We start from the raw sequence: 17826 nt of genomic DNA, 5'->3' as shown, positions 1-17826 counted from the left end.
GGTTTTATCCCGGGCGGCCGGGCAGTATCAGGAATGATGCAAAGTCGGGCGCCACCGCGGTGGCGGTCCCTGTTTCGTGCGACCACAGCACGACCACCGGCTCGCCCGTGGGTCCCGTTTGCGCATAATCAAAACAATAGTAATCGCCCGTGCCGAACTGGGCAAAGGGCAGCAGGGATGCGGCATCGCCGTCATCCGCATTCTCCAGCCATTCCTGCCAGCTCGTGCGGTAATGGCGTTCTATCGATTCCCACGTCTTGCGCGCATTGGCCGCGTCGTAGACGGGAAATACGCTCAAGGCGCCCAGCGCGCGGCCATTGTTGAGCAATAACCATTGTACGTAGGACGGGGGCAGGGATCGCCCCAGCGCCTGTTCGGCGGCGGCGATCGCGTCAGGCGTGGTGCCGATGGACTTGTTCTTGCTCATGTGGCTGGAAGGCGTGCCGCCTCAGGCGGCGACCGGCGGCGGGACGGGCGGCGTGCTGGCGTGCGGGGCCTTTTGCGGCGCGACCTTGCCGCCGTCGGCGATCCAGCGGCGGTACACGCGCAGGGCCACTTGCGCATCGTCGGCCGCGTACAGGATCTGCTTTTCCGTCAGGCGCGAGGTGGCCCAGTTGGTGGTGGAGATCTTTTTCGATTTCTGCAGGTGCAGGCCGAAGAACTTGGCCACGGCCGTCTTCGCGCCCAGGTCGTTGCGCTGGCCGCCGCGCAGGGCGACGGACAGGTCGAGCACCTGGGCCGGCGCGATGCCCAGCTTGTTGCGCAGGCGCTTGACGTCGTCGGACAGGCCAAAACCCACCTTCAGGGTGGTGGTCGATTCGAGGATGGCTTTGAGTTCGGCCAGGGCCGGCGCCGGCGTGCTGCCTACCTGGAACAGGTAGGCGATGTCGTCGGTGGCCAGCTGGATCAGATGGGGGCCCGTGGAGGACTCGCCCTTGACGAACGTCGGCTTCGATTCCGTATCGAAGCCGATGGCGTCCGCTGCCAGCAGGGCAGCCATGGCCGCTTTTGCCTCATCGCTGGTGCGTACCAGCCTGACGTGGTCGAGGGCAATGCCTTGATAGGGGGGCAGTGGCGGTGCGGCAGCTGTGTCCATGAAACCGGATCAGCCTTTGCGCGAGAATTTCGCGGTCAGCTGATTCAGTTTTTCCAGGCGCAAGCGGTTCGCTTCTTCGGCGGCGGCCGCGTCGCGCTCGGCTTTCTTGCGCTCGGCTTCCTTCTTGAAGCGTTGCTGCAAGACTTGCGTGGCATGGTCGCGGTGCGTTTGCGTCACTTCCGCGCCGGCGGTGCCGTCGAGGTCGTAGCGGATCTTGGCTTTTTCCATCACGCGCAGGTAGCGCAGCGAACCCGTGTGGATGCCCAGCGCCGTGCGCATCAGCTTGCGGTCCAGGTCCGGCAGGCGCGCCAGGATCTGCTTGTCGATACCGATCGACAAGGGCAGGCAATCGCGGAATGGCGGGAATTGCTCCTGGAACTGCTTCAGCAGGGCGCGCGCGGTCAGGCCGGCAGGCGCCGGCGTGGTTGCCGCTGCGGCCGGTGCCGCCGCTGGGGCTGCATCGACTGGCGTGTCAGGAGTGGTGGCTTGCTGGTCTGGCGTGGAGCTGGTCATCGACATCATTGGTTGGGCTATAAAAGGGGAGCATAGCACGCGCCACAGGCAAGTGCATTGTCTTTTTTGGCAACTTGCGCTGTAACAAGCGGGTCCGCCCTACAGCGGACGCAGCGCGAAATGCGGGAAATGTGTATAATGTCGGCTTGCGCTGATGACTGGACCCCGTATTTGACGGTCTGGCTCAGGTGTGCAGGGGATAGGAGCAGTGCGGTGCAGGGCCATCATTATTGATATTTTTGATATCAGATATTTTGCTTATCAATTATCCAGATAACTGGCCTTCGTGCATAATCTTGCTCTCCGCTGTGTCTTCACTGAACAACAATAGATTCAAGCCCGTTCTGGTACGGGCTTTTTTTCATTCCGCAATGTACATCGCTTATTTATCTGACCCGGCTTCGGCCCCGCCGCCGCTGGATGCGCGGGCTTTGAACGTCCCGATAGACAGGCGCCGCTGCCCTTGACGGCAGCCGCAACAATACGCTCCATCGAGTCCGGTTTCGCAGGCTTAGGTGGAATCATTCACTTCGCGCCGACACCATCTGGTCTCGCATTAAGAGATATCTCATGAAGAATACGCCAAAAACTTTAACGTTGTCCGCCAAGGCGCCACGCCCAGCCGCGGCACCACTTGCCGTACCCAAAACGACTTTATCTTACTTCATCGATAATGCGCAAGCGAATCCGGAAGCCACCGTCACGACGGCGCCCACCGTCGTCACCGTGGTGAAGAAAAGCCGTTCGCGCCTGGCCGCCGTGCCGCCGGCCGAGCCAGCTGCAGAAGCGCCAGCGGCGGCTGTCGAAGCCGTTGCCGACGTGGCCGAGGTGGCCGACGCCGCGCCGGTCAAGACGCCGAGCGTGAAGATCGCCCCCGGCGCCAAGGCCCCGGCCGCGCCGCGCAAGGTCAGCGAAAGCGCCGCCACGAACAAGGTGGTGACGGCAGCCCGTTCGAAGGTCGTGCGCGCCAAGCCTGAGGCGGCACCCGTGACCATCATCACCGGCGCGCAAGTGGTCAGCAAGACCACGGACGCCGATGCCCTGGCCGCCATCGACACCTCGAATTACTTCCTGCCGACCGTCAAGGTACCAGGCCGCCGCGGCCGCAAGCCGAGCGAATTCACGCCGGAAAACGATGAAGTGGCAGCACTCAACGCCGTCGAGCGCGCCGAACTGAAGGCCGTGTCGAAAGCGCGCGACCGCAAGGCCAAGGGCGGCCTGGCGGACGCGCTGGGCGATCCGGAAGCGTCGGCAGCGGACCTGGAACGCCGCCGCAAGCAGATCACGGGCTTGATCAACATGGGCAAGGAACGCGGTTTCCTCACCTATGCCGAGATCAATGACCAATTGCCGGAAAACATCATCGATCCGGAAGCGATCGAAGGCATCATCGCCACCTTCAACGACATGGGCATCGCCGTCTACGAGCGCGCCCCTGACGCGGAAAGCCTGTTGTTGACCGACAACGTCGCCACCGTCACCAGCGACGATGAAGTGGAAGCGGCTGCCGCGACCGCCTTGTCGACCGTCGACTCCGACTTCGGCCGCACCACCGACCCCGTGCGCATGTACATGCGTGAAATGGGCGCCGTGGCGTTGCTGACGCGCGAAGGCGAGATCGAGATCGCCAAGCGCATCGAAGGCGGCCTGAAGGACATGATCCAGGCCATTTCCGCCTGCCCGACCACCATCGGCGAAATCGTCGCCCTGTCGCAAAAAATTGCGCGCGACGAAATCAAGGTCGATGAAGTGGTCGACGGCTTTGTCGATCTGAACGAAAGCAATGCCCCGGCGCCGGCCGCTGCCGCCGCGCCCGTCGCCGCCAGCGGTGACGACGAGGAAGAGGAAGAAGAAGCCGAGGAAGAAGACGGCGACGCCAATGGCGGCGCGGCCGGTTTCTCCAGCGAGCAACTGGCCCAGCTGAAAAAGAATGCGTTGGAGAAATTCAACGTCATCTCGACGCAGTACGACAAGATGCGCAAGGCGCCCGAGGGTTACAACTCGAAAGCCTACATCAAGGCGCAGGAAGCCATTTCGCAGGAATTGCTGGGCATCCGCTTCACGGCCAAGGTCGTCGAAAAGCTGTGCGACACCCTGCGCGGCCAGATGGAAGAAGTGCGCCACATCGAGCGCGCCGTGCTGGAACTGTGCGTGAACAAATGCGGCATGCCGCGCGCCCACTTCATCAAGGTGTTCCCGGGCAATGAATGCGACCTGGAATGGGTCGACCGCGAAGTCGATTGCAAGTATCCGTACAGCGCCATCCTCAGCCGCAACGTGCCTGCCGTCAAGGAACTGCAAAAGAAGATGATCGACCTGCAAGCGCGCGTGGCCCTGCCGCTGGCGGACTTGCGCAAGATCAACAAGCAGATGGCGGCCGGCGAAAAGCGTGCGCGTCACGCGAAACGCGAAATGACGGTTGCCAACTTGCGCCTGGTCATTTCGATCGCCAAGAAATACATCAACCGCGGTTTGCAATTCCTCGACTTGATCCAGGAAGGCAACATCGGTCTGCTGAAGGCGGTCGATAAATTCGAATACCGCCGCGGCTACAAGTTCTCGACCTACGCCACCTGGTGGATCCGCCAGGCGATCACGCGTTCGATCGCCGACATGGCCCGCACCATCCGCGTGCCGGTGCACATGATCGAAACGATCAACAAGATGAACCGCATCTCGCGCCAGATCATGCAGGAAACGGGCAGCGAGCCGGACCTGGCGACCTTGGCCGTCAAGATGGAAATGCCGGAAAACAAGGTGCGCGAAATCATGAAGATCGCCAAAGAGCCGATTTCCATGGAAACGCCGATGGGCGAAGATGGCGATTCGCAACTGGGCGACTTCATCGAAGACAACACGACGTTGGCGCCGCTGGACGCCGCGCTGCACGCCTCGATGCGCAACGTGATCAAGGAAGTACTCGATTCCCTGACGCCGCGCGAAGCGAAAGTGCTGCGCATGCGTTACGGCGTGGAAATGTCGAACGACCACACGCTGGAAGAAGTGGGCAAGCAGTTCGACGTGACGCGCGAGCGAATCCGCCAGATCGAAGCGAAAGCCATGAGCAAGCTGCGCCAGCCTTCGCGTTCGGACAAGCTGAAGACTTTCCTGACGCAGAACTAAGCGGTCAGCAGGCAATAAAAAAAGAGGCGCAAGCCTCTTTTTTTTCGTCCGTACCCGTATTGATTTACAGCAAATGCCGGCGCTGTCCCAGCAGGCCGGCGCGCAGGTGGCGCTGTGCGCGGTACAGGGCCGCGCCGCAGGCGGCGGCGATGACGCTCAGGAAGAGCCAGTCCAGCGGGTTGCGGCGTGGCGGTGCCGGCGACGCTTGCGACGGCACGGCGAAGGCCTGGAATTTATGCCCCGTGTAGATGGCGCCCACCACCAGGCCGGCGTCCGTGATCTTGTTGGTCAGGTACAGGCCGTCGTCGCGGCGGCGCACCGTCATCACGCCTTCCTTGTAGACAAAGGTCATCGGTTCAAAGCCGTTGATGTTGACGCTGCCGACGACGTGTCCGGCCGCGTTGACTGCCGTGGCGTAGCTGTCGCCCTGGCCGATCATGGCGCCCAGGTCGAGCATGCGCTTGCCGTCCCAGGCAAACGCGTGCCAGCGGCGCTTCTCCGTTTCCGAGGCGCCCACGATTAGGCCCGCGTCGTTGATGGCGGTGGCCGAGCTGATGCGTCCGCCGGGCAGGGTGCCGATTTCCTGCATGCCCGCGCCGGGCCGGTAGACGAAGGCGCGGCGGTAGCCATCGCCGCGCTGCGCCGTGCCCACCGCCACGCCATGGCTGTTCAGGCCGCTGGCATAACTGCTGGCGCCGCCCAGGGTGCCCAGGTCTTGCAGGCTGTGGTCGGCTTTCGTCACGAAGGCGTGGAAATCGCCGCCGCTGGTATCGGCATAGCCGGCCACCTGGCCGTCGCGCGTGATGGCCGTGGCATAGCTGCTGTTGCCGCCCAAGGTGCCCAGGTCGCGCATGCCGCCCGCCGCGTCGTAGCGGAAGGCGTGCCAGGCGCCGGCGGCCGTCTGCGCCGACCCCACCACCACGCCATGCATATTGATGGCCTTGGTAAAACCTTCATCGCCGCCCAGGGTGCCCAGTTCGCGGAGGCGGCCATGCTGGTAGGTCACGGCGCGGCGCCGTCCTTCCTCTTCCATGATGATGCCGGCCACCAGCCCTGCCGGGTTCAGGTCGGACGCGATGCTGCCATTGCCATCCTTTTCTCCAAAGCCCCGTTCGGCATAAATGGTGGCGCTGGCGATGGGGGCGGCAGCCAGCAGGAGCAGGCCGAGCAGCAGGGCGGGGAAGCGGGCGGACCGTGGCGGCATGATAGTTTCCTCAAGGAAAAAACCTACTATACTTTTATTTATCAAAAATACATATTTAATTCGCTACTGTTTTTGGTAATTTTTATGTTTTGGCATGACCGGCATGGCGCGCCTGCCCGCGTGAGGCAGGTAGATGACCAGCGCCGTGCCCTGGCCCGCCTGGCTGTCGATGCGCAGTTCGCCGCCCAGCGCGTGGACACGTTCGCGTATGCTCTTCAGGCCGAAGGCGGCCCGCTTGCCGTCGTCGCCCGGCTGCATGCCGATGCCGTTGTCGCTGATGCGCAGCACGATGGAATCCGCATCTTGCTCCAGCGCCACTTCCACTTCGCTGGCCTGGGCATGGCGCACGATGTTCGACAGCGATTCCTGCAGCACGCGGAAGATGGCCGACGTCTGGCGCTGATCGAGGCCCAGGTCCGGCGCCTCGCTGTCGAGCGTGAGCCGGTAGCGGATGGCGCCGCGGCCTTCCATCTGGCGGATCAGCCATTCGGCGGCGGGGCCCAGTCCCAGCTCCAGGGTGCTGGGATGCAAGTCATTGATGATGGTGCGCACGGAGCGGATGGTGGCGTCGATGGTGTCGAGCACGCGCTGGGCGTGGCGGTGCAGGCGCGGGTGGGTCCTGGCCGTGCGCGCGTGCAGCAGCGACACATCGATGCGCAGCACCATCAGGTTCTGGCCCAGATCGTCATGAATGTCGAGCGCGATGCGCCGGCGTTCCTCTTCCTTGATGGTTTGCTGGTGGTCGGTCAGTTCGCGCAGCTGGGCCAGGGTGCGCTCCAGGTTTTCCTCGTTGCGCTTGCTGTCGGTGATGTCGATGGCCATGGCGATGATCATCTGCGGCCGGCCTTCGGCGTCGAAGATGGGTTTCTTGTGCGTCTGCACCCGGCGATTTTCCTGCAACTGCGCATTCCATATCAGTTCTTCGCGTATCACCACCTTGCGGCTGGCAAACGCCTCCTGGTCCGCCGCGTGGAAGCCCACGCTCTGGTCGCTGGGAAAATGCTGCAGGTCGCGCCCCTCGGCGATGTCTTCCTGGCGCACGCCCCATTGCTGTTCGCAAGCCTGGTTCATCAGCAGGATGCGCGAATCGGCATCTTTCAGGAACAGCGACAGGGGCATCATGGAAATGATGTCCTGCAGCCGTTCTTCGCTGCGCGCCAGGGCCGCTTCCGTCTGCGCGCGCATGGCGATTTCCGCGGACAGCTGGAGATTGACGTCGAGCAGCTGGGCCGTGCGCAGGGCCACGCGGCTTTCCAGTTCCGCATGGGCGACGCTCAACGCGTGTTCGGCCCGCTTGTGTTCGGTGATGTCGCTGGCCAGCACGAGGGCGCCCGTCAGCGTGCCCTGCTGGTCGTACAGGCAGCGGCCGCTGATCATGGCCCAGCGTTCCGAGCCGTTGCTATGCTGGTAACGCAGTTCTCCCATGCAGCTATCCGTGGCCGTCTGGCGCAGCGGACACAGGCGCAGCAAGGTCGCCTCGTCGTGGAATTCCTCCATCGAATGGTTCAGCAGCCGCTCGGCGGGCACGCCCAGCATGTCGCACAGGCGCTGGTTGACGTGCAGGATGCGGCCGTGCGCATCCGTTTGCCACATGCCGTCCTGCGCCGCTTCGCTCAAGTGGCGGTAGCGCATGGCGCTGGCGTCGAGCTGCTTGCGCGTGCTGGCAAGGTGGGCGCGCAGCGCGCGCAGCAGCCACATGGCCGTGCCGGCGACGGCCGCCAGCAGCAGCGACAGCCAGATATGTTCCCAGACGTCGAGTTCCTGCCAGGCCGCACCGGCCAGCCAGCCCAGCATGATCAGGGTGAGGGCGGCACATGCCGTACTCAAGGTTTCAATCGACCATTTGCTCATCCGCGTCCCTGGCGTCATGGTTGGCCGCTGCGGTGCGCATGGCGCCGGAGTGGGAAAAGTATCCGACGCTAGTGTAATACCAAATGTTGTTTTCTTGAGAATATTTTTCCATCAGGAAAGCAAAAGGGCCGGCCCTTGCGGTGCCGGCCCCTGCATGCCGATGCAGTGCGACGCTATCAGCCCGTGTTGCGCAGGCCGGCCGCCACGCCGTTGATCGACAGCTGGATGCCGCGGTGCACCCGTTCATCGACCCGGCTTTCCGCGGACAGGGCGCGGTTGCGCTTGATCAATTCCACTTGCAAGTGGTTCAGCGGGTCGAGGTAGGCGAAGCGGTTCTGGATCGAACGGGCCAGCAGCGGATTGCCGGCCAGGCGCTCGGTATTGCCGGTGATCAGCTCCAGGCAGCGCAGGGTGTTGCCATGCTCGTCCGTGATGCGCTTGTAGATGCGTTCGCGCAAATCCTGGTCCGCCACCAGTTCCGCATAGCGCGAGGCAATCGCCAGGTCCGTCTTGGCCAGCACCATGTCCATGTTCGACAGCAGGGTGGCAAAGAAGGGCCATCGGGCGTACATGGCGCGCAGGGTGGCGATCCTGTCATCCTTTGAAGCTGACTCGCCATCGTTGATCCAGGCTTCGATGGCGCTGCCGAAACCGAACCAGCCCGGCAGCAGCAAGCGGCACTGGCCCCAGGAAAAGCCCCAGGGAATGGCGCGCAAGTCCTCGATGCGCTGGTTGGCCTTGCGCGAGGCGGGGCGCGAACCGAGGTTCAGCTCGGCGATTTCCGCAATCGGCGTGGCCGAGAAGAAATACTCCGTAAAGCCCGGCGTTTCATACACGAGGTGGCGGTAGGCGCGATAGGCGCGGTCCGACAGCTGCGCCATCACGGCTTCGAACTGCGCCAGCTCGCTCGCATGGGCCGGGCTGGCGGCCTGCGGCGCCAGGCTCGCTTCCAGGGTGGCGGCGACCAGCAGTTCCAGGTTGCGCCGGCCGATTTCCGCGTTGGAAAACTTCGAGGCGATGATCTCGCCCTGTTCCGTCAGGCGGATCTGGCCGTTGACGGTGCCCGGCGGCTGGGCCAGGATGGCTTCGTAGCTGGGCCCGCCGCCCCGGCCCACCGTGCCGCCGCGGCCGTGGAACAGGCGCAGCTTGACGCCGGCCTTCTGGAAGTCGGACACCAGCGCCAGTTCCGCCTTGTACAGTTCCCAGTTCGAGGTGAGGAAACCGCCATCCTTGTTCGAATCGGAGTAGCCGAGCATGACTTCCTGCAACTGTCCCTGCTTGGCGATCAATTGTTTGACCAAAGGCAAGGCCATGAGCTGGCTCATGATGCCGGCCGCGCGCTGCAGGTCGGGGATCGTCTCGAACAGGGGGATGACCATCAGCTCGCACGTGCTGTCGCCAGCTTGCCAGTCGGTGCGCAGCAAGCCTGTTTCCTTTTGCAGCAGCAACACTTCCAGCAGGTCGGACACGGTTTCCGTGTGCGAGATGATGTAGTTGCGGATGGCCCGCGCGCCGTAGCGCTGGCGGATGTCGCGCGCCGCGCGCAGGATGGCCAGTTCGGAATCCGTTTCCGTGGCGTAGCTGATGTAGGGCGAGTACAGCAAACGCGGCTGCGCCAGTTCGCTCAGCAGCAGCGCCTGCTTGTCTTCCTCGGACAGGGCCGCGTAATCGGCGGCCACGCCGCTTTTCGCGAACAGGTCGGCCAGCACGCGCTCGTGCACGTCCGAGGTCTGGCGCATGTCGAGCGACGCCAGGTGAAAGCCGAATATGTCGGCCGCGCGCGCCAGGGTGGCCAGGCGCGGACGCACGAGGGCCGCGCCATGGTGCGACTCGAGCGAGGCGACGATGGTGCGCAAGTCGGCGACAAAGGCGGCCGCGTCCGGATAGGGGGCCGCCGCGCCCACTTCCTTGCGCAGGATGTTGGTGGCGCCCAGGGCGCGGGCCGTGGCGGCCAGGCGCGCATAGATGCCGATCAGGGCGCGGCGGTACGGTTCGTCGCTGCGGTGCGGCGAGGCGTCCGGCGACTGGTCGGCCAGCGCCTGCAGTTCCGCGCTCACGCCCACCATCAGGGTCGAGACGGACAGTTCCGCGCCCAGCGCATGCACTTCGTCGAGGTAGAAATCGAGGATGGTGGTGGCGTGGCGCGCCAGCGCATGCTGCATGGTGCCCGCGTTGACGTTCGGGTTGCCGTCGCGATCGCCGCCGATCCAGCTGCCCATCTGCACGTAGGCGGCGTTGATCGGTTCGATGGTGCCGTCGCCGTTCGGGTACTCGGCGGCGATATCGTCCTCGATGTCGTCATACAGGCCCGGCAGTTCGCGCAGGAAGGTGATGCGGTAATACGACAGGGCGTTTTCGATTTCGTCGGCCACCGTCAGCTTCGAGTAGCGCAGCATGCGCGTCTGCCACAAGGTGGCCACGCGCGAGCGCAGCAGCTGCATGTTGGCATGCCGTTCCTTCGGCGTCTGCGGCAGGTCGCGCTCGGCCAGCAGGCGGGCGATGTCGTGCTCGGCGTCGAGGATGCTCTTGCGCTGCACTTCCGTCGGGTGGGCCGTCAGCACGGGGGCGATCAGGGCGTCCTGGAAAAAGGTATCGACGGTCTTGCGCGGCACGCCGGCGGCGCGCAGTTTTTTCAGCGCGAAGCTGACGCTGCCCTTTTGCGCGGGCGAGCCGGCCAGCAGGTGGGCGCGGCGGCGTCGGATGTGGTGCTGGTCTTCCGCGATGTTGGCCAGGTGCGAAAAGTAGGAAAAGGCGCGCACGACGGAAATCGTCTGTTCGCGGCTCAGTTCCTTGAGCATGGCGTCGAGTTCCAGCGCCGCGCCCGCGTCCGCTTCGCGGCGGAAGCGCACGGACGTCTGGCGTATCGTTTCCACCACGTTGAAGACGGCGTCGCCTTCCTGTTCGCGCAGCACGTCGCCCAGCAGGCGGCCCAGCAGGCGGATATCTTCTTTCAGCGGCGCGTCCTTGTCGGAGCCGGCCGCCGGGACTATTTCTGGTGCTACTGCGTCATTGAGCATAATAAAGAACCAAAGTAAGTGTAAAAGCAAGGGAATGTGGATCGCACCGGGCGTTTGGCCGCAGAGGGGAGGGGGCGCATGATAAAATTTGTGGTCTTCAACATGGACGCTAGCCTGACTTGGCCTTCTAGGCTAAGGGATAACGATTATAGCGACGCCGGGCGCCATTCCGATACAAATTGATATCGGACGGGCGAATTGGCAACGATAATGACAACGACAGCCACAGCGAAAGAACTTGTTTTGAAAGCATCCGAATTGACCCCGAACGAATTGACCCCGAAGATTCCCGCCCGCCTGGTGATCGCCACGCGCGAGAGCCGTCTTGCCATGTGGCAAGCTGAGCACGTGCGCGCGCGCCTGGCCGCCCTGTATGCGCAGTGTAGCGTTGAAATTCTCGGCATGACCACACGCGGCGACCAGATTCTGGACCGCGCCCTGTCCAAGGTAGGCGGCAAGGGCCTGTTCGTCAAGGAGCTGGAAGTGGCGATGGAAGAAGGCCGCGCCGACCTGGCCGTGCATTCGCTGAAGGACGTGCCGATGGAGTTGCCGGAAGGCTTTGCCCTGGCCGCCATCCTTGAACGCGAAGACCCGCGCGACGCGTTCGTGTCGAACGATTACGCCAGCCTGGCCGAGCTGCCGCATGGCGCCGTCGTCGGCACCAGCAGCCTGCGCCGCCAGTCGCTGATCGCCGCGCGCTATCCGCACCTGACGATCTTGCCCCTGCGCGGCAACCTCGACACGCGCTTGGGCAAGCTGGACCGTGGCGACTACGCCGCCATCATCCTGGCCGCCGCCGGCCTGAAACGCCTGGGGCTTGAGGCGCGCATCCGCGCCGTGCTGGCGCCGGAAGACAGCCTGCCGGCCGCCGGCCAGGGCGCCATGGCGATCGAGGTGCGCGCCGGGCGCGCCGACGGCGTCGACATGACGGCCCTGCTGGCGCCGCTGAACCATGCTGATACGGCGCAAGCCGTCACGGCCGAGCGCAAGGTGTCGAAGATTTTCGGCGGCAGCTGCCAGATTCCGCTGGCCGCCTTCGCCACCGTCGAGGGCGAACGGATGCGCCTGCGCGCCATGGTCGCCACGCCGGACGGCGCGCGCATGGCCAGCGCCGAGCTCGAAGGTCCGGCCGCTGCGCCGGAACTGCTGGGCGAACAGGTGGCCGAATTGCTGCGCGGCCAGGACGCCGCCGGCATCCTCGCCTCGTGCGCCGTTACGCCAGACAACCATGAAGGCCTGGCGCCGCATGCCTGACACCGTGGTGATCACGCGGCCCGCGGCGCAAGCGGGGCCGCTGGCCGCCAGGATCGCGGCGCTGGGCTGGCCCGTGACACTGCTGCCGCTGCTGGAAATCCACGCGCTCGATGGCGCAGATGAATGCGCGCAGCTGCAAGCCGTGCTGGCGCGCCTGGCGGAATATGACTTGGTGGCCTTCGTCTCGCCCAACGCCATCGATTGCGTCTTTGCGCACCTGCCCGCCTGGCCGCCAGGCGTGCCGCTGGCCGTGGTGGGCGAGGGCAGCCGGCTGGCGCTGGCGGCGCATGGCGTCACGGAAGCCAACGCGGCCATCACCAGTCCGCTCGACACGGCGCGCAGCGATTCCGAACATCTGTTGCTGGCGCTGGACTTGCCGGCCCTGCGCGGCAAGCGCGTGCTGATCGTGCGCGGCGACGGCGGACGCGATTACCTGGCCGACGGCTTGCGCGCGGCAGGCGCCGAAGTCGAGTTCGTCACGGCCTACCGCCGCCAGGTGCCAAGACTGACGCCGGCCTTGCGGGCGACCCTGGAAAAGCTGTTGCAGCATAATAATGACTGGATCATCACCAGCTCGGAAGCGCTGCGCGGTTTGCTGGCGCTTCTTGATGAATTGGATGCTGAAAAGACGGCTGTTGCAAAAATGCAACAGCAGCATCTGATCGTGCCGCACGCGCGCATTGCACAAACGGCGGCGGCCCTGGGTTTTGCCCGTGTCACCCTGACAGGATCAGGCGACGCAGGAGTGCTCGCCGCGTTACAATCACGACCATGAACGAAATGCCTACACTCTCCGAACCGAATGCAACGCCTGGCAGCGCCGTGAAGACGGCGCCGCAGGCGGCCGACCAACCTGCCGGCCGCGCGCCGACCCTGCTGGAACAGCTGCAAAAGCCGATGAGCATCGCCGTCATCGTGCTGGCCGTGCTGCTGGCGGCGCAAAGCTGGTCGACCAGCAAGCAGATCCGCAACCTGCGCGAAGAAGTGGCCAAGCGCCTGCAAAAGGGCGATGTCAGCAATGCCGAAACGGGTGTGCTGGCGCGCAACGTGCAAGAAGGCACGAAAGAGCTGCAAATCAAGGTGGGCGCGCTGGAAAACCGCCAGAGCGAAACGCAGAGCCAGCAGCTGGCGCTGGAACAACTGTATAACGACTTGTCGAAGAACCGCGACGAGTGGGCGCTGACGGAAATCGAGCAAGTGCTGTCGACGGCCAGCCAGCAGCTGCAGCTGGCCGGCAACGTGCCAGGTGCGCTGATCGCCCTGCAAAACGCGGACCGCAGCCTGTCGCGCTCCGACAAGCCGCAATTCATCACCATCCGCCGCGCCATCGGGCGCGACATGGAAAAACTCAAGGCCCTGCCCAGCGTCGATTCGACGGGCGTGGCCCTGCGCCTCGACGCCGTGATCGCCCAGATCGATTCTCTGCCGATGCTGTCCGACGAGACGCCGGCCTTGCCGGCCGCGCCGGAAAAACCGGGCAAGGCCAAGGCCGTGCGCGATGCCGCCGGCAAGCTGGTGGGGCCGCCGGCGCCGGAACCGCTGCTGCAAAAAGTGCGCGACGGCTTCAATACCTGGAGCGGCGACATGTGGGCCGACGTGCGCCAGCTGATCCGTATCCGCCGCGTCGACACGCCGGAAGCGCTGATGCTGTCGCCGACGCAGTCGTATTTCTTGCGCGAAAACGTCAAGCTGCGCCTGCTCAATGCCCGCATGGCCTTGTTGTCGCGCAATGAAACGGCTTTCCGCAACGACTTGATCGCCGCCCAGGATGCGCTGGCCAAGTATTTCGACACCCGCGCCAAGGGCACGCAGACGGCGCAAGCCTTGCTGCGCCAGGTGCAGGGCAGCAACCTGGCCATCGAAATGCCAACCTTGTCCGACAGCCTGGCGGCTGTGCGCAACTACAAAGCGAAGTCCTGAGCCCATGCGTCTATTTCTCTGGTTACTCGCCCTGATGGCCGCGGCGATCGGTATCGCCGTGACGGCCCGTTTCAACCCCGGCAACGTGGTGTTGTTCTATCCGCCTTACCGCATCGACTTGTCGCTGAACTTCTTCCTGCTGCTGCAGGTCGTGCTGTTCGTGCTGCTGTATCTGCTGGTGCGCGCCGTGCGCGCCACCGTGCGCATGCCGGCGCAAGTGGCGGCCTACCGCCAGCGCAAGCGCGAGCGCGATGGCAACAAGGGCTTGCGCGAAGCTTTGAAAGCCCTGTTCGAAGGCCGTTTCGGCCATGCGGAAAAGGCCGCCCTGCGCGCCGCCGAGCTGGATGAGAACGCCGGCCTGGCCGCGCTGATCGGCGCGCGCGCCGCGCACCGCATGCGCCAGTCCGAGCGCCGCGACAGCTGGCTGGCCCGCGTCGAAGGCGACGCCAGCCTGAAGACGGCACGTTTGATGACGGTGACGGAATTGCTGGTCGACGACCACCAGCCGGAAGCGGCCCTGGCCGCCGTGCGCGAACTCAATGCCAGCGGCACGCGCCATATCCACGCGCTGCAATGGTCGCTGAAAGCCGAGCAGCAGGCGAAGAACTGGCCGGAAGTGCTGCGCCTCGTGCGTTCGCTCGACAAGCACCGCGCCCTGCATCCGGCCCTGTCGTCGCGCCTGCGCGAGCTGGCCTACGACCATTTGCTGTCCGACCCGTCGCACGATGCCGAATCGCTGATGCGCGTGTGGTCCACCGTGCCGAGCACGGACCGGGTCAAGCCGTATATCGCCTGCCGCGCCGCCACCGCCCTGAATGCGCGCGGCCTGCATGACGAAGCGCGCCTCGTGTGCGAAGAGTCGCTGGCCGCCGACTGGGACGAGCGCGTCGTGCGCGCCTACCGCGAAGCGGCGGCGCCCGCCGGCACGCCGGCCCTGCTGCTGCAGATCGAGCATTGCGAGCAATGGCTGAAACAGCGTCCGCTGGACGCGGAACTGGCGCTGACCCTGGGCACCCTGTGTCTCAAGCAAAAATTGTGGGGCAAGGCCCAGCGCCACCTGGAGCAGGCTTTGTCCGACGCGAACGAGCCGCAGATGGTGCGCGACGCCCACCTGAAGCTGGCACAGATGCACGATGCCTTGCAGCAGACGGAACAGGCCGCCGCCCATTACCGGCAGTGCGCACTGGCCACCATCCTGTAATCTGTTGCTCCAGACGTAAAAAAGCCGTTCAGTGCAGACTGAACGGCTTTTTTTATGCGCGCACTCCAGGATGGAGTGCGCTGCTGATTACTTCTTCGGTACCGCAGTGCCTTCGGGCAAGGCATACGCGACCAGGGTATCGCTCATCTTCGTGCCCAGCGAACCGTGGCCGCCGGCCATGACGACGACGAACTGGCGTCCCGACTTGTTCGACACATAGCTCATCGGGGTGGCTTGGCCGCCGGCCGGCAAACGGGCTTTCCAGATGACTTTGCCGTTGCTGACGTCGTAGCCGCGGATGTAGTAGTCGAGCGTGCTGCTGAGGAAGGTCACGCCGCCGCCCGTGGTGACCATGCCGCCCAGGCTGGGCACGCCCAGTGGCAAGGGAATCGGCACGGGACCGCTGTCGCGCGTGGTGCCGTTCTTGTGCATCCACACTTTTTTCATGGTGCGCAGGTCGACGGCGGCCACATAGCCCCACGGCGGTGCCTGGCATGGGAAGCCCAGCGGCGACAAAAAGGCCTTGATTTCCACGGCGAACGGGACGCCCGTCTGTGGCTGCAAGCCCATTTCGCCGCCCGTGCCGCCCTTGGCCGTCGTTTCGGCGCGCGGCACGAGTTTTTCCAGGAAGCCCATGTAGTCAGGGTTGACGATCAGCAATTGACGCACGGGGTCGATGGCCGCGCCACCCCATTCGAAGATGCCGAGCGGGCCCGGCGAGATGACGGCGCCCTTGCCGGCCGTTTGCGGCGTGAACGGGCCTTCATAGCGGCGTTCCTTGAAGATGATGCGGCAGGCGAGCTGGTCAAACGGCGTGGTGCCCCACATGTCCGCTTCGCTGATATTGCGTTCAGGCAAGAAGGTCAGGGCCGAGAACGGCTGCGTGGGCGACAGGGTGTCGCCGGCGGCAGGATTGCTCGTTGGCACGGGTTTTTCTGGCGCCGGCACGACCAGGCTGCCGTCGCGGCGGTCGATCACGTAGATGTCGCCCCGTTTCGTCGTGGCGACGACCGATGGGACTTTGCCTTTTGGCGTGTCGATGTCGACCAGCGAAGGCTGGCCGCCGATATCCATGTCCCAGATATCGTGGTGCACGGTCTGGTAGACCCAGCGCACTTTACCCGTCGCCAGGTCCAGCGCGACGATGGCGCTGTTGAATTTCTCGCCATTCTTGTTGCGGTTGCCGCCCCAGGTATCGGGGGTTTCATTGCCCATCGGAATGTAGACCATGCCCAGCTTTTCATCGATGCTGGCCACGCCCCACGAGTTGGGCGAGTTGTTGGTGTAGTTCTTGCCTTCCGGGAAGGGCTGCGTATCTTCCGGCGTGGCCGGGTCCCAGTTCCACATCAGCTTGCCGGTGACGGGATCGTAGCCGCGGATCACGCCCGACGGCTCTTCCGTCGAATGGTTGTCCGTCACGCTGGCGGCGATCACGGCCATTTTCTGCGAGACGGCCGGCGGCGAGGTGGGCATCAGGAAGCCGCGCTTGATCATGGCCATGTTTTTATACAGGTTGATGACGCCGTTGTTGCCAAAGCTCTTGCACGATTCGCCCGTATCGGCATTCACGGCGATCATGGTGCCATCCATGGTCGGCGCCAGGATGCGGCGCGGGCATTCCATGCCGGCCGCTTCAGGGGCCGGGTTGTTCTTGGCGCGGCCCGCGTTGACGTCCCAGTAGGCGACGCCGCGGCAGATCATGTGCTGGTAGCTGGCCGCGTCGCGGTTGATCTTCGGATCGTGGCGCCAGATTTCCTTGCCCGTGTCCGGGTTCAGGGCGATGACGATATTGTGCGGCGTGCACAGGTACAGCATGTCATTGACCTTCAGCGGCGTGACTTCATTGGCGATCTCGCCCGGATCGTTCGGCCCCTTGAAGTCGCCCGTGTGATAGGTCCAGGCTTCTTTCAGGCCGGAAATATTGGCCGGCGTGATCTGCGCGGCCGGCGCGTAGCGGTCGCCATAGCCGGAACGGCCATACGCGGACCAGTCGTTGTGCTCGACGCCGGGCGCCAGGTCGCCGCTGGCGGTGGCGGCCATGTTTTCGGCAGGCACGTCGCCATGCAGGTCATGGTAGTCCTGGAACAGGGCGATGACGCCGGCGATAACGGTCAGGGCCACGGCGGCGGAAAGGGCCGTCTTGCCCAATTGCCCCTGTTTCTCCGCGGCGGGTGGCGCCAGGCGGCGGCTGACGAAGGGCAGCAACAGCCAGACGGCGGCGGCAAACCAGATGTCGAGGCGCGGCAGCAATTGCCACCAGTCAAATTTCACTTCGATCACGGACCAGATGAGGGTGGCGAGCAGCAGCAGCGCCATGAACGGTTGCGCGCTGCGCTTGCCCTGGAACACGAGCACGCCTGCGATCAGCATGCCTATGCCGGCCAGCAGGTAGTACCAGGAGCCGCCGAGCGTGGCCAGCCAGATGCCGCCGCCCAGCAGGGCGAGGCCAAACAGAATGAAAATAACGCCGGTGACCTTTAATAGAGGCCCGGACCGGAAGGAGGGAATCATCATATTCCTTTTTGCAAGGATTTATCGGTGGCGCGTTGAAAGCGCCATATTGAATTCAGGGAAGGCGTCGATTGCAGAATATACAAAGTTTGGAATCACCAGAATGTGACAGTTTATCAGAATTGAAGATTGTCTT

The 17826-nt window shown here is 64.3% G+C and carries 12 protein-coding genes; 5 read left to right on the top strand and 7 right to left on the bottom strand.

What is annotated here, in order from left to right; translation table 11 throughout:
- Positions 1 to 4: 4 nt before the first annotated feature.
- From AC0V2Y_RS01775 to AC0V2Y_RS01765, 3 genes are read right to left on the bottom strand one after another with little or no spacing between them, the layout of a single operon-like run.
- Positions 5 to 427, bottom strand: coding sequence for an SMI1/KNR4 family protein (locus tag AC0V2Y_RS01775; RefSeq protein WP_475413647.1), 423 nt, complete (start codon positions 425 to 427; stop codon positions 5 to 7).
- A 21-nt stretch (positions 428 to 448) separates the two neighbouring features.
- Positions 449 to 1096, bottom strand: a complete 648-nt coding sequence (locus tag AC0V2Y_RS01770; RefSeq protein WP_475413646.1) for a 3'-5' exonuclease — start codon at positions 1094 to 1096, stop codon at positions 449 to 451.
- 9 nt (positions 1097 to 1105) lie between these two features.
- Positions 1106 to 1609 carry a ProQ/FINO family protein gene (locus tag AC0V2Y_RS01765; RefSeq protein WP_475413645.1) on the bottom strand — a complete coding sequence of 168 codons (504 nt, stop codon included), beginning with the start codon at positions 1607 to 1609 and terminating at the stop codon, positions 1106 to 1108.
- Positions 1610 to 2179: 570 nt separating this feature from the next.
- Here AC0V2Y_RS01765 and rpoD point away from each other — a divergent pair.
- Positions 2180 to 4732, top strand: coding sequence for an RNA polymerase sigma factor RpoD (gene rpoD / locus AC0V2Y_RS01760; protein ID WP_475413644.1), 2553 nt, complete (start codon positions 2180 to 2182; stop codon positions 4730 to 4732).
- Between the two features lie 64 nt (positions 4733 to 4796).
- Here the strand turns inward: rpoD and AC0V2Y_RS01755 are convergent, their stop codons facing one another.
- The 3 genes from AC0V2Y_RS01755 to ppc all read right to left on the bottom strand — a co-directional run bounded on the left by AC0V2Y_RS01755 (position 4797) and on the right by ppc (position 10804).
- Positions 4797 to 5936 carry an HAF repeat-containing protein gene (locus tag AC0V2Y_RS01755; protein ID WP_475413643.1) on the bottom strand — a complete coding sequence of 380 codons (1140 nt, stop codon included), beginning with the start codon at positions 5934 to 5936 and terminating at the stop codon, positions 4797 to 4799.
- Positions 5937 to 5999: 63 nt separating this feature from the next.
- Positions 6000 to 7787 carry a PAS domain-containing sensor histidine kinase gene (locus tag AC0V2Y_RS01750; protein WP_475413642.1) on the bottom strand — a complete coding sequence of 596 codons (1788 nt, stop codon included), beginning with the start codon at positions 7785 to 7787 and terminating at the stop codon, positions 6000 to 6002.
- 176 nt (positions 7788 to 7963) lie between these two features.
- Positions 7964 to 10804 carry a phosphoenolpyruvate carboxylase gene (ppc, locus tag AC0V2Y_RS01745; RefSeq protein ID WP_475413641.1) on the bottom strand — a complete coding sequence of 947 codons (2841 nt, stop codon included), beginning with the start codon at positions 10802 to 10804 and terminating at the stop codon, positions 7964 to 7966.
- Positions 10805 to 11047: 243 nt separating this feature from the next.
- On the opposite strand from ppc, the gene hemC reads away from it, so the two are divergent.
- The 4 genes from hemC to AC0V2Y_RS01725 are packed head-to-tail and all read left to right on the top strand — an operon-like array spanning position 11048 to position 15179.
- Complete coding sequence (gene hemC, locus AC0V2Y_RS01740; protein WP_475413640.1) at positions 11048 to 12058, top strand: hydroxymethylbilane synthase; 1011 nt, start codon at positions 11048 to 11050, stop codon at positions 12056 to 12058.
- Positions 12051 to 12833: a uroporphyrinogen-III synthase gene (locus AC0V2Y_RS01735; protein WP_475413639.1), complete on the top strand. Its 783-nt coding sequence runs from the start codon at positions 12051 to 12053 to the stop codon at positions 12831 to 12833. Before hemC ends, AC0V2Y_RS01735 begins: the two co-directional genes overlap by 8 nt.
- The gene (locus tag AC0V2Y_RS01730) at positions 12830 to 13978 is read left to right on the top strand and encodes a uroporphyrinogen-III C-methyltransferase (protein WP_475413638.1); all 1149 of its coding nucleotides are present in this window, start codon (positions 12830 to 12832) and stop codon (positions 13976 to 13978) included. The genes AC0V2Y_RS01735 and AC0V2Y_RS01730 overlap by 4 nt, the downstream gene beginning before the upstream one ends.
- Positions 13979 to 13982: 4 nt before the next feature.
- Positions 13983 to 15179 (top strand): heme biosynthesis HemY N-terminal domain-containing protein, encoded by a 1197-nt coding sequence (locus AC0V2Y_RS01725; RefSeq protein WP_475413637.1) that lies wholly within the window; start codon positions 13983 to 13985, stop codon positions 15177 to 15179.
- Between the two features lie 87 nt (positions 15180 to 15266).
- Here AC0V2Y_RS01725 and AC0V2Y_RS01720 read toward each other — a convergent pair whose 3' ends face one another.
- Complete coding sequence (locus AC0V2Y_RS01720) at positions 15267 to 17693, bottom strand: membrane-bound PQQ-dependent dehydrogenase, glucose/quinate/shikimate family (RefSeq protein WP_475413636.1); 2427 nt, start codon at positions 17691 to 17693, stop codon at positions 15267 to 15269.
- Positions 17694 to 17826 lie beyond the last annotated feature (133 nt).

The organism is Janthinobacterium sp. BHSEK, assembly GCF_056174685.1.
Note: the sequence above shows the minus strand (reverse complement) of the source record. Positions and strands in the feature narration are given on the sequence as shown.

What these genes read in the sequence shown, in the direction of transcription:
- AC0V2Y_RS01775 (WP_475413647.1), bottom strand. Translation starts at nt 427, where the DNA reads ATGAGCAAGAACAAGTCCATCGGCACCACGCCTGACGCGATCGCCGCC.
- AC0V2Y_RS01755 (WP_475413643.1), bottom strand. Translation starts at nt 5,936, where the DNA reads ATGCCGCCACGGTCCGCCCGCTTCCCCGCCCTGCTGCTCGGCCTGCTC.
- AC0V2Y_RS01735 (WP_475413639.1), top strand. Translation starts at nt 12,051, where the DNA reads ATGCCTGACACCGTGGTGATCACGCGGCCCGCGGCGCAAGCGGGGCCG.
- AC0V2Y_RS01725 (WP_475413637.1), top strand. Translation starts at nt 13,983, where the DNA reads ATGCGTCTATTTCTCTGGTTACTCGCCCTGATGGCCGCGGCGATCGGT.
- AC0V2Y_RS01770 (WP_475413646.1), bottom strand. Translation starts at nt 1,096, where the DNA reads ATGGACACAGCTGCCGCACCGCCACTGCCCCCCTATCAAGGCATTGCC.
- AC0V2Y_RS01720 (WP_475413636.1), bottom strand. Translation starts at nt 17,693, where the DNA reads ATGATGATTCCCTCCTTCCGGTCCGGGCCTCTATTAAAGGTCACCGGC.
- AC0V2Y_RS01730 (WP_475413638.1), top strand. Translation starts at nt 12,830, where the DNA reads ATGAACGAAATGCCTACACTCTCCGAACCGAATGCAACGCCTGGCAGC.
- ppc (WP_475413641.1), bottom strand. Translation starts at nt 10,804, where the DNA reads ATGCTCAATGACGCAGTAGCACCAGAAATAGTCCCGGCGGCCGGCTCC.
- AC0V2Y_RS01765 (WP_475413645.1), bottom strand. Translation starts at nt 1,609, where the DNA reads ATGACCAGCTCCACGCCAGACCAGCAAGCCACCACTCCTGACACGCCA.
- AC0V2Y_RS01750 (WP_475413642.1), bottom strand. Translation starts at nt 7,787, where the DNA reads ATGAGCAAATGGTCGATTGAAACCTTGAGTACGGCATGTGCCGCCCTC.
- rpoD (WP_475413644.1), top strand. Translation starts at nt 2,180, where the DNA reads ATGAAGAATACGCCAAAAACTTTAACGTTGTCCGCCAAGGCGCCACGC.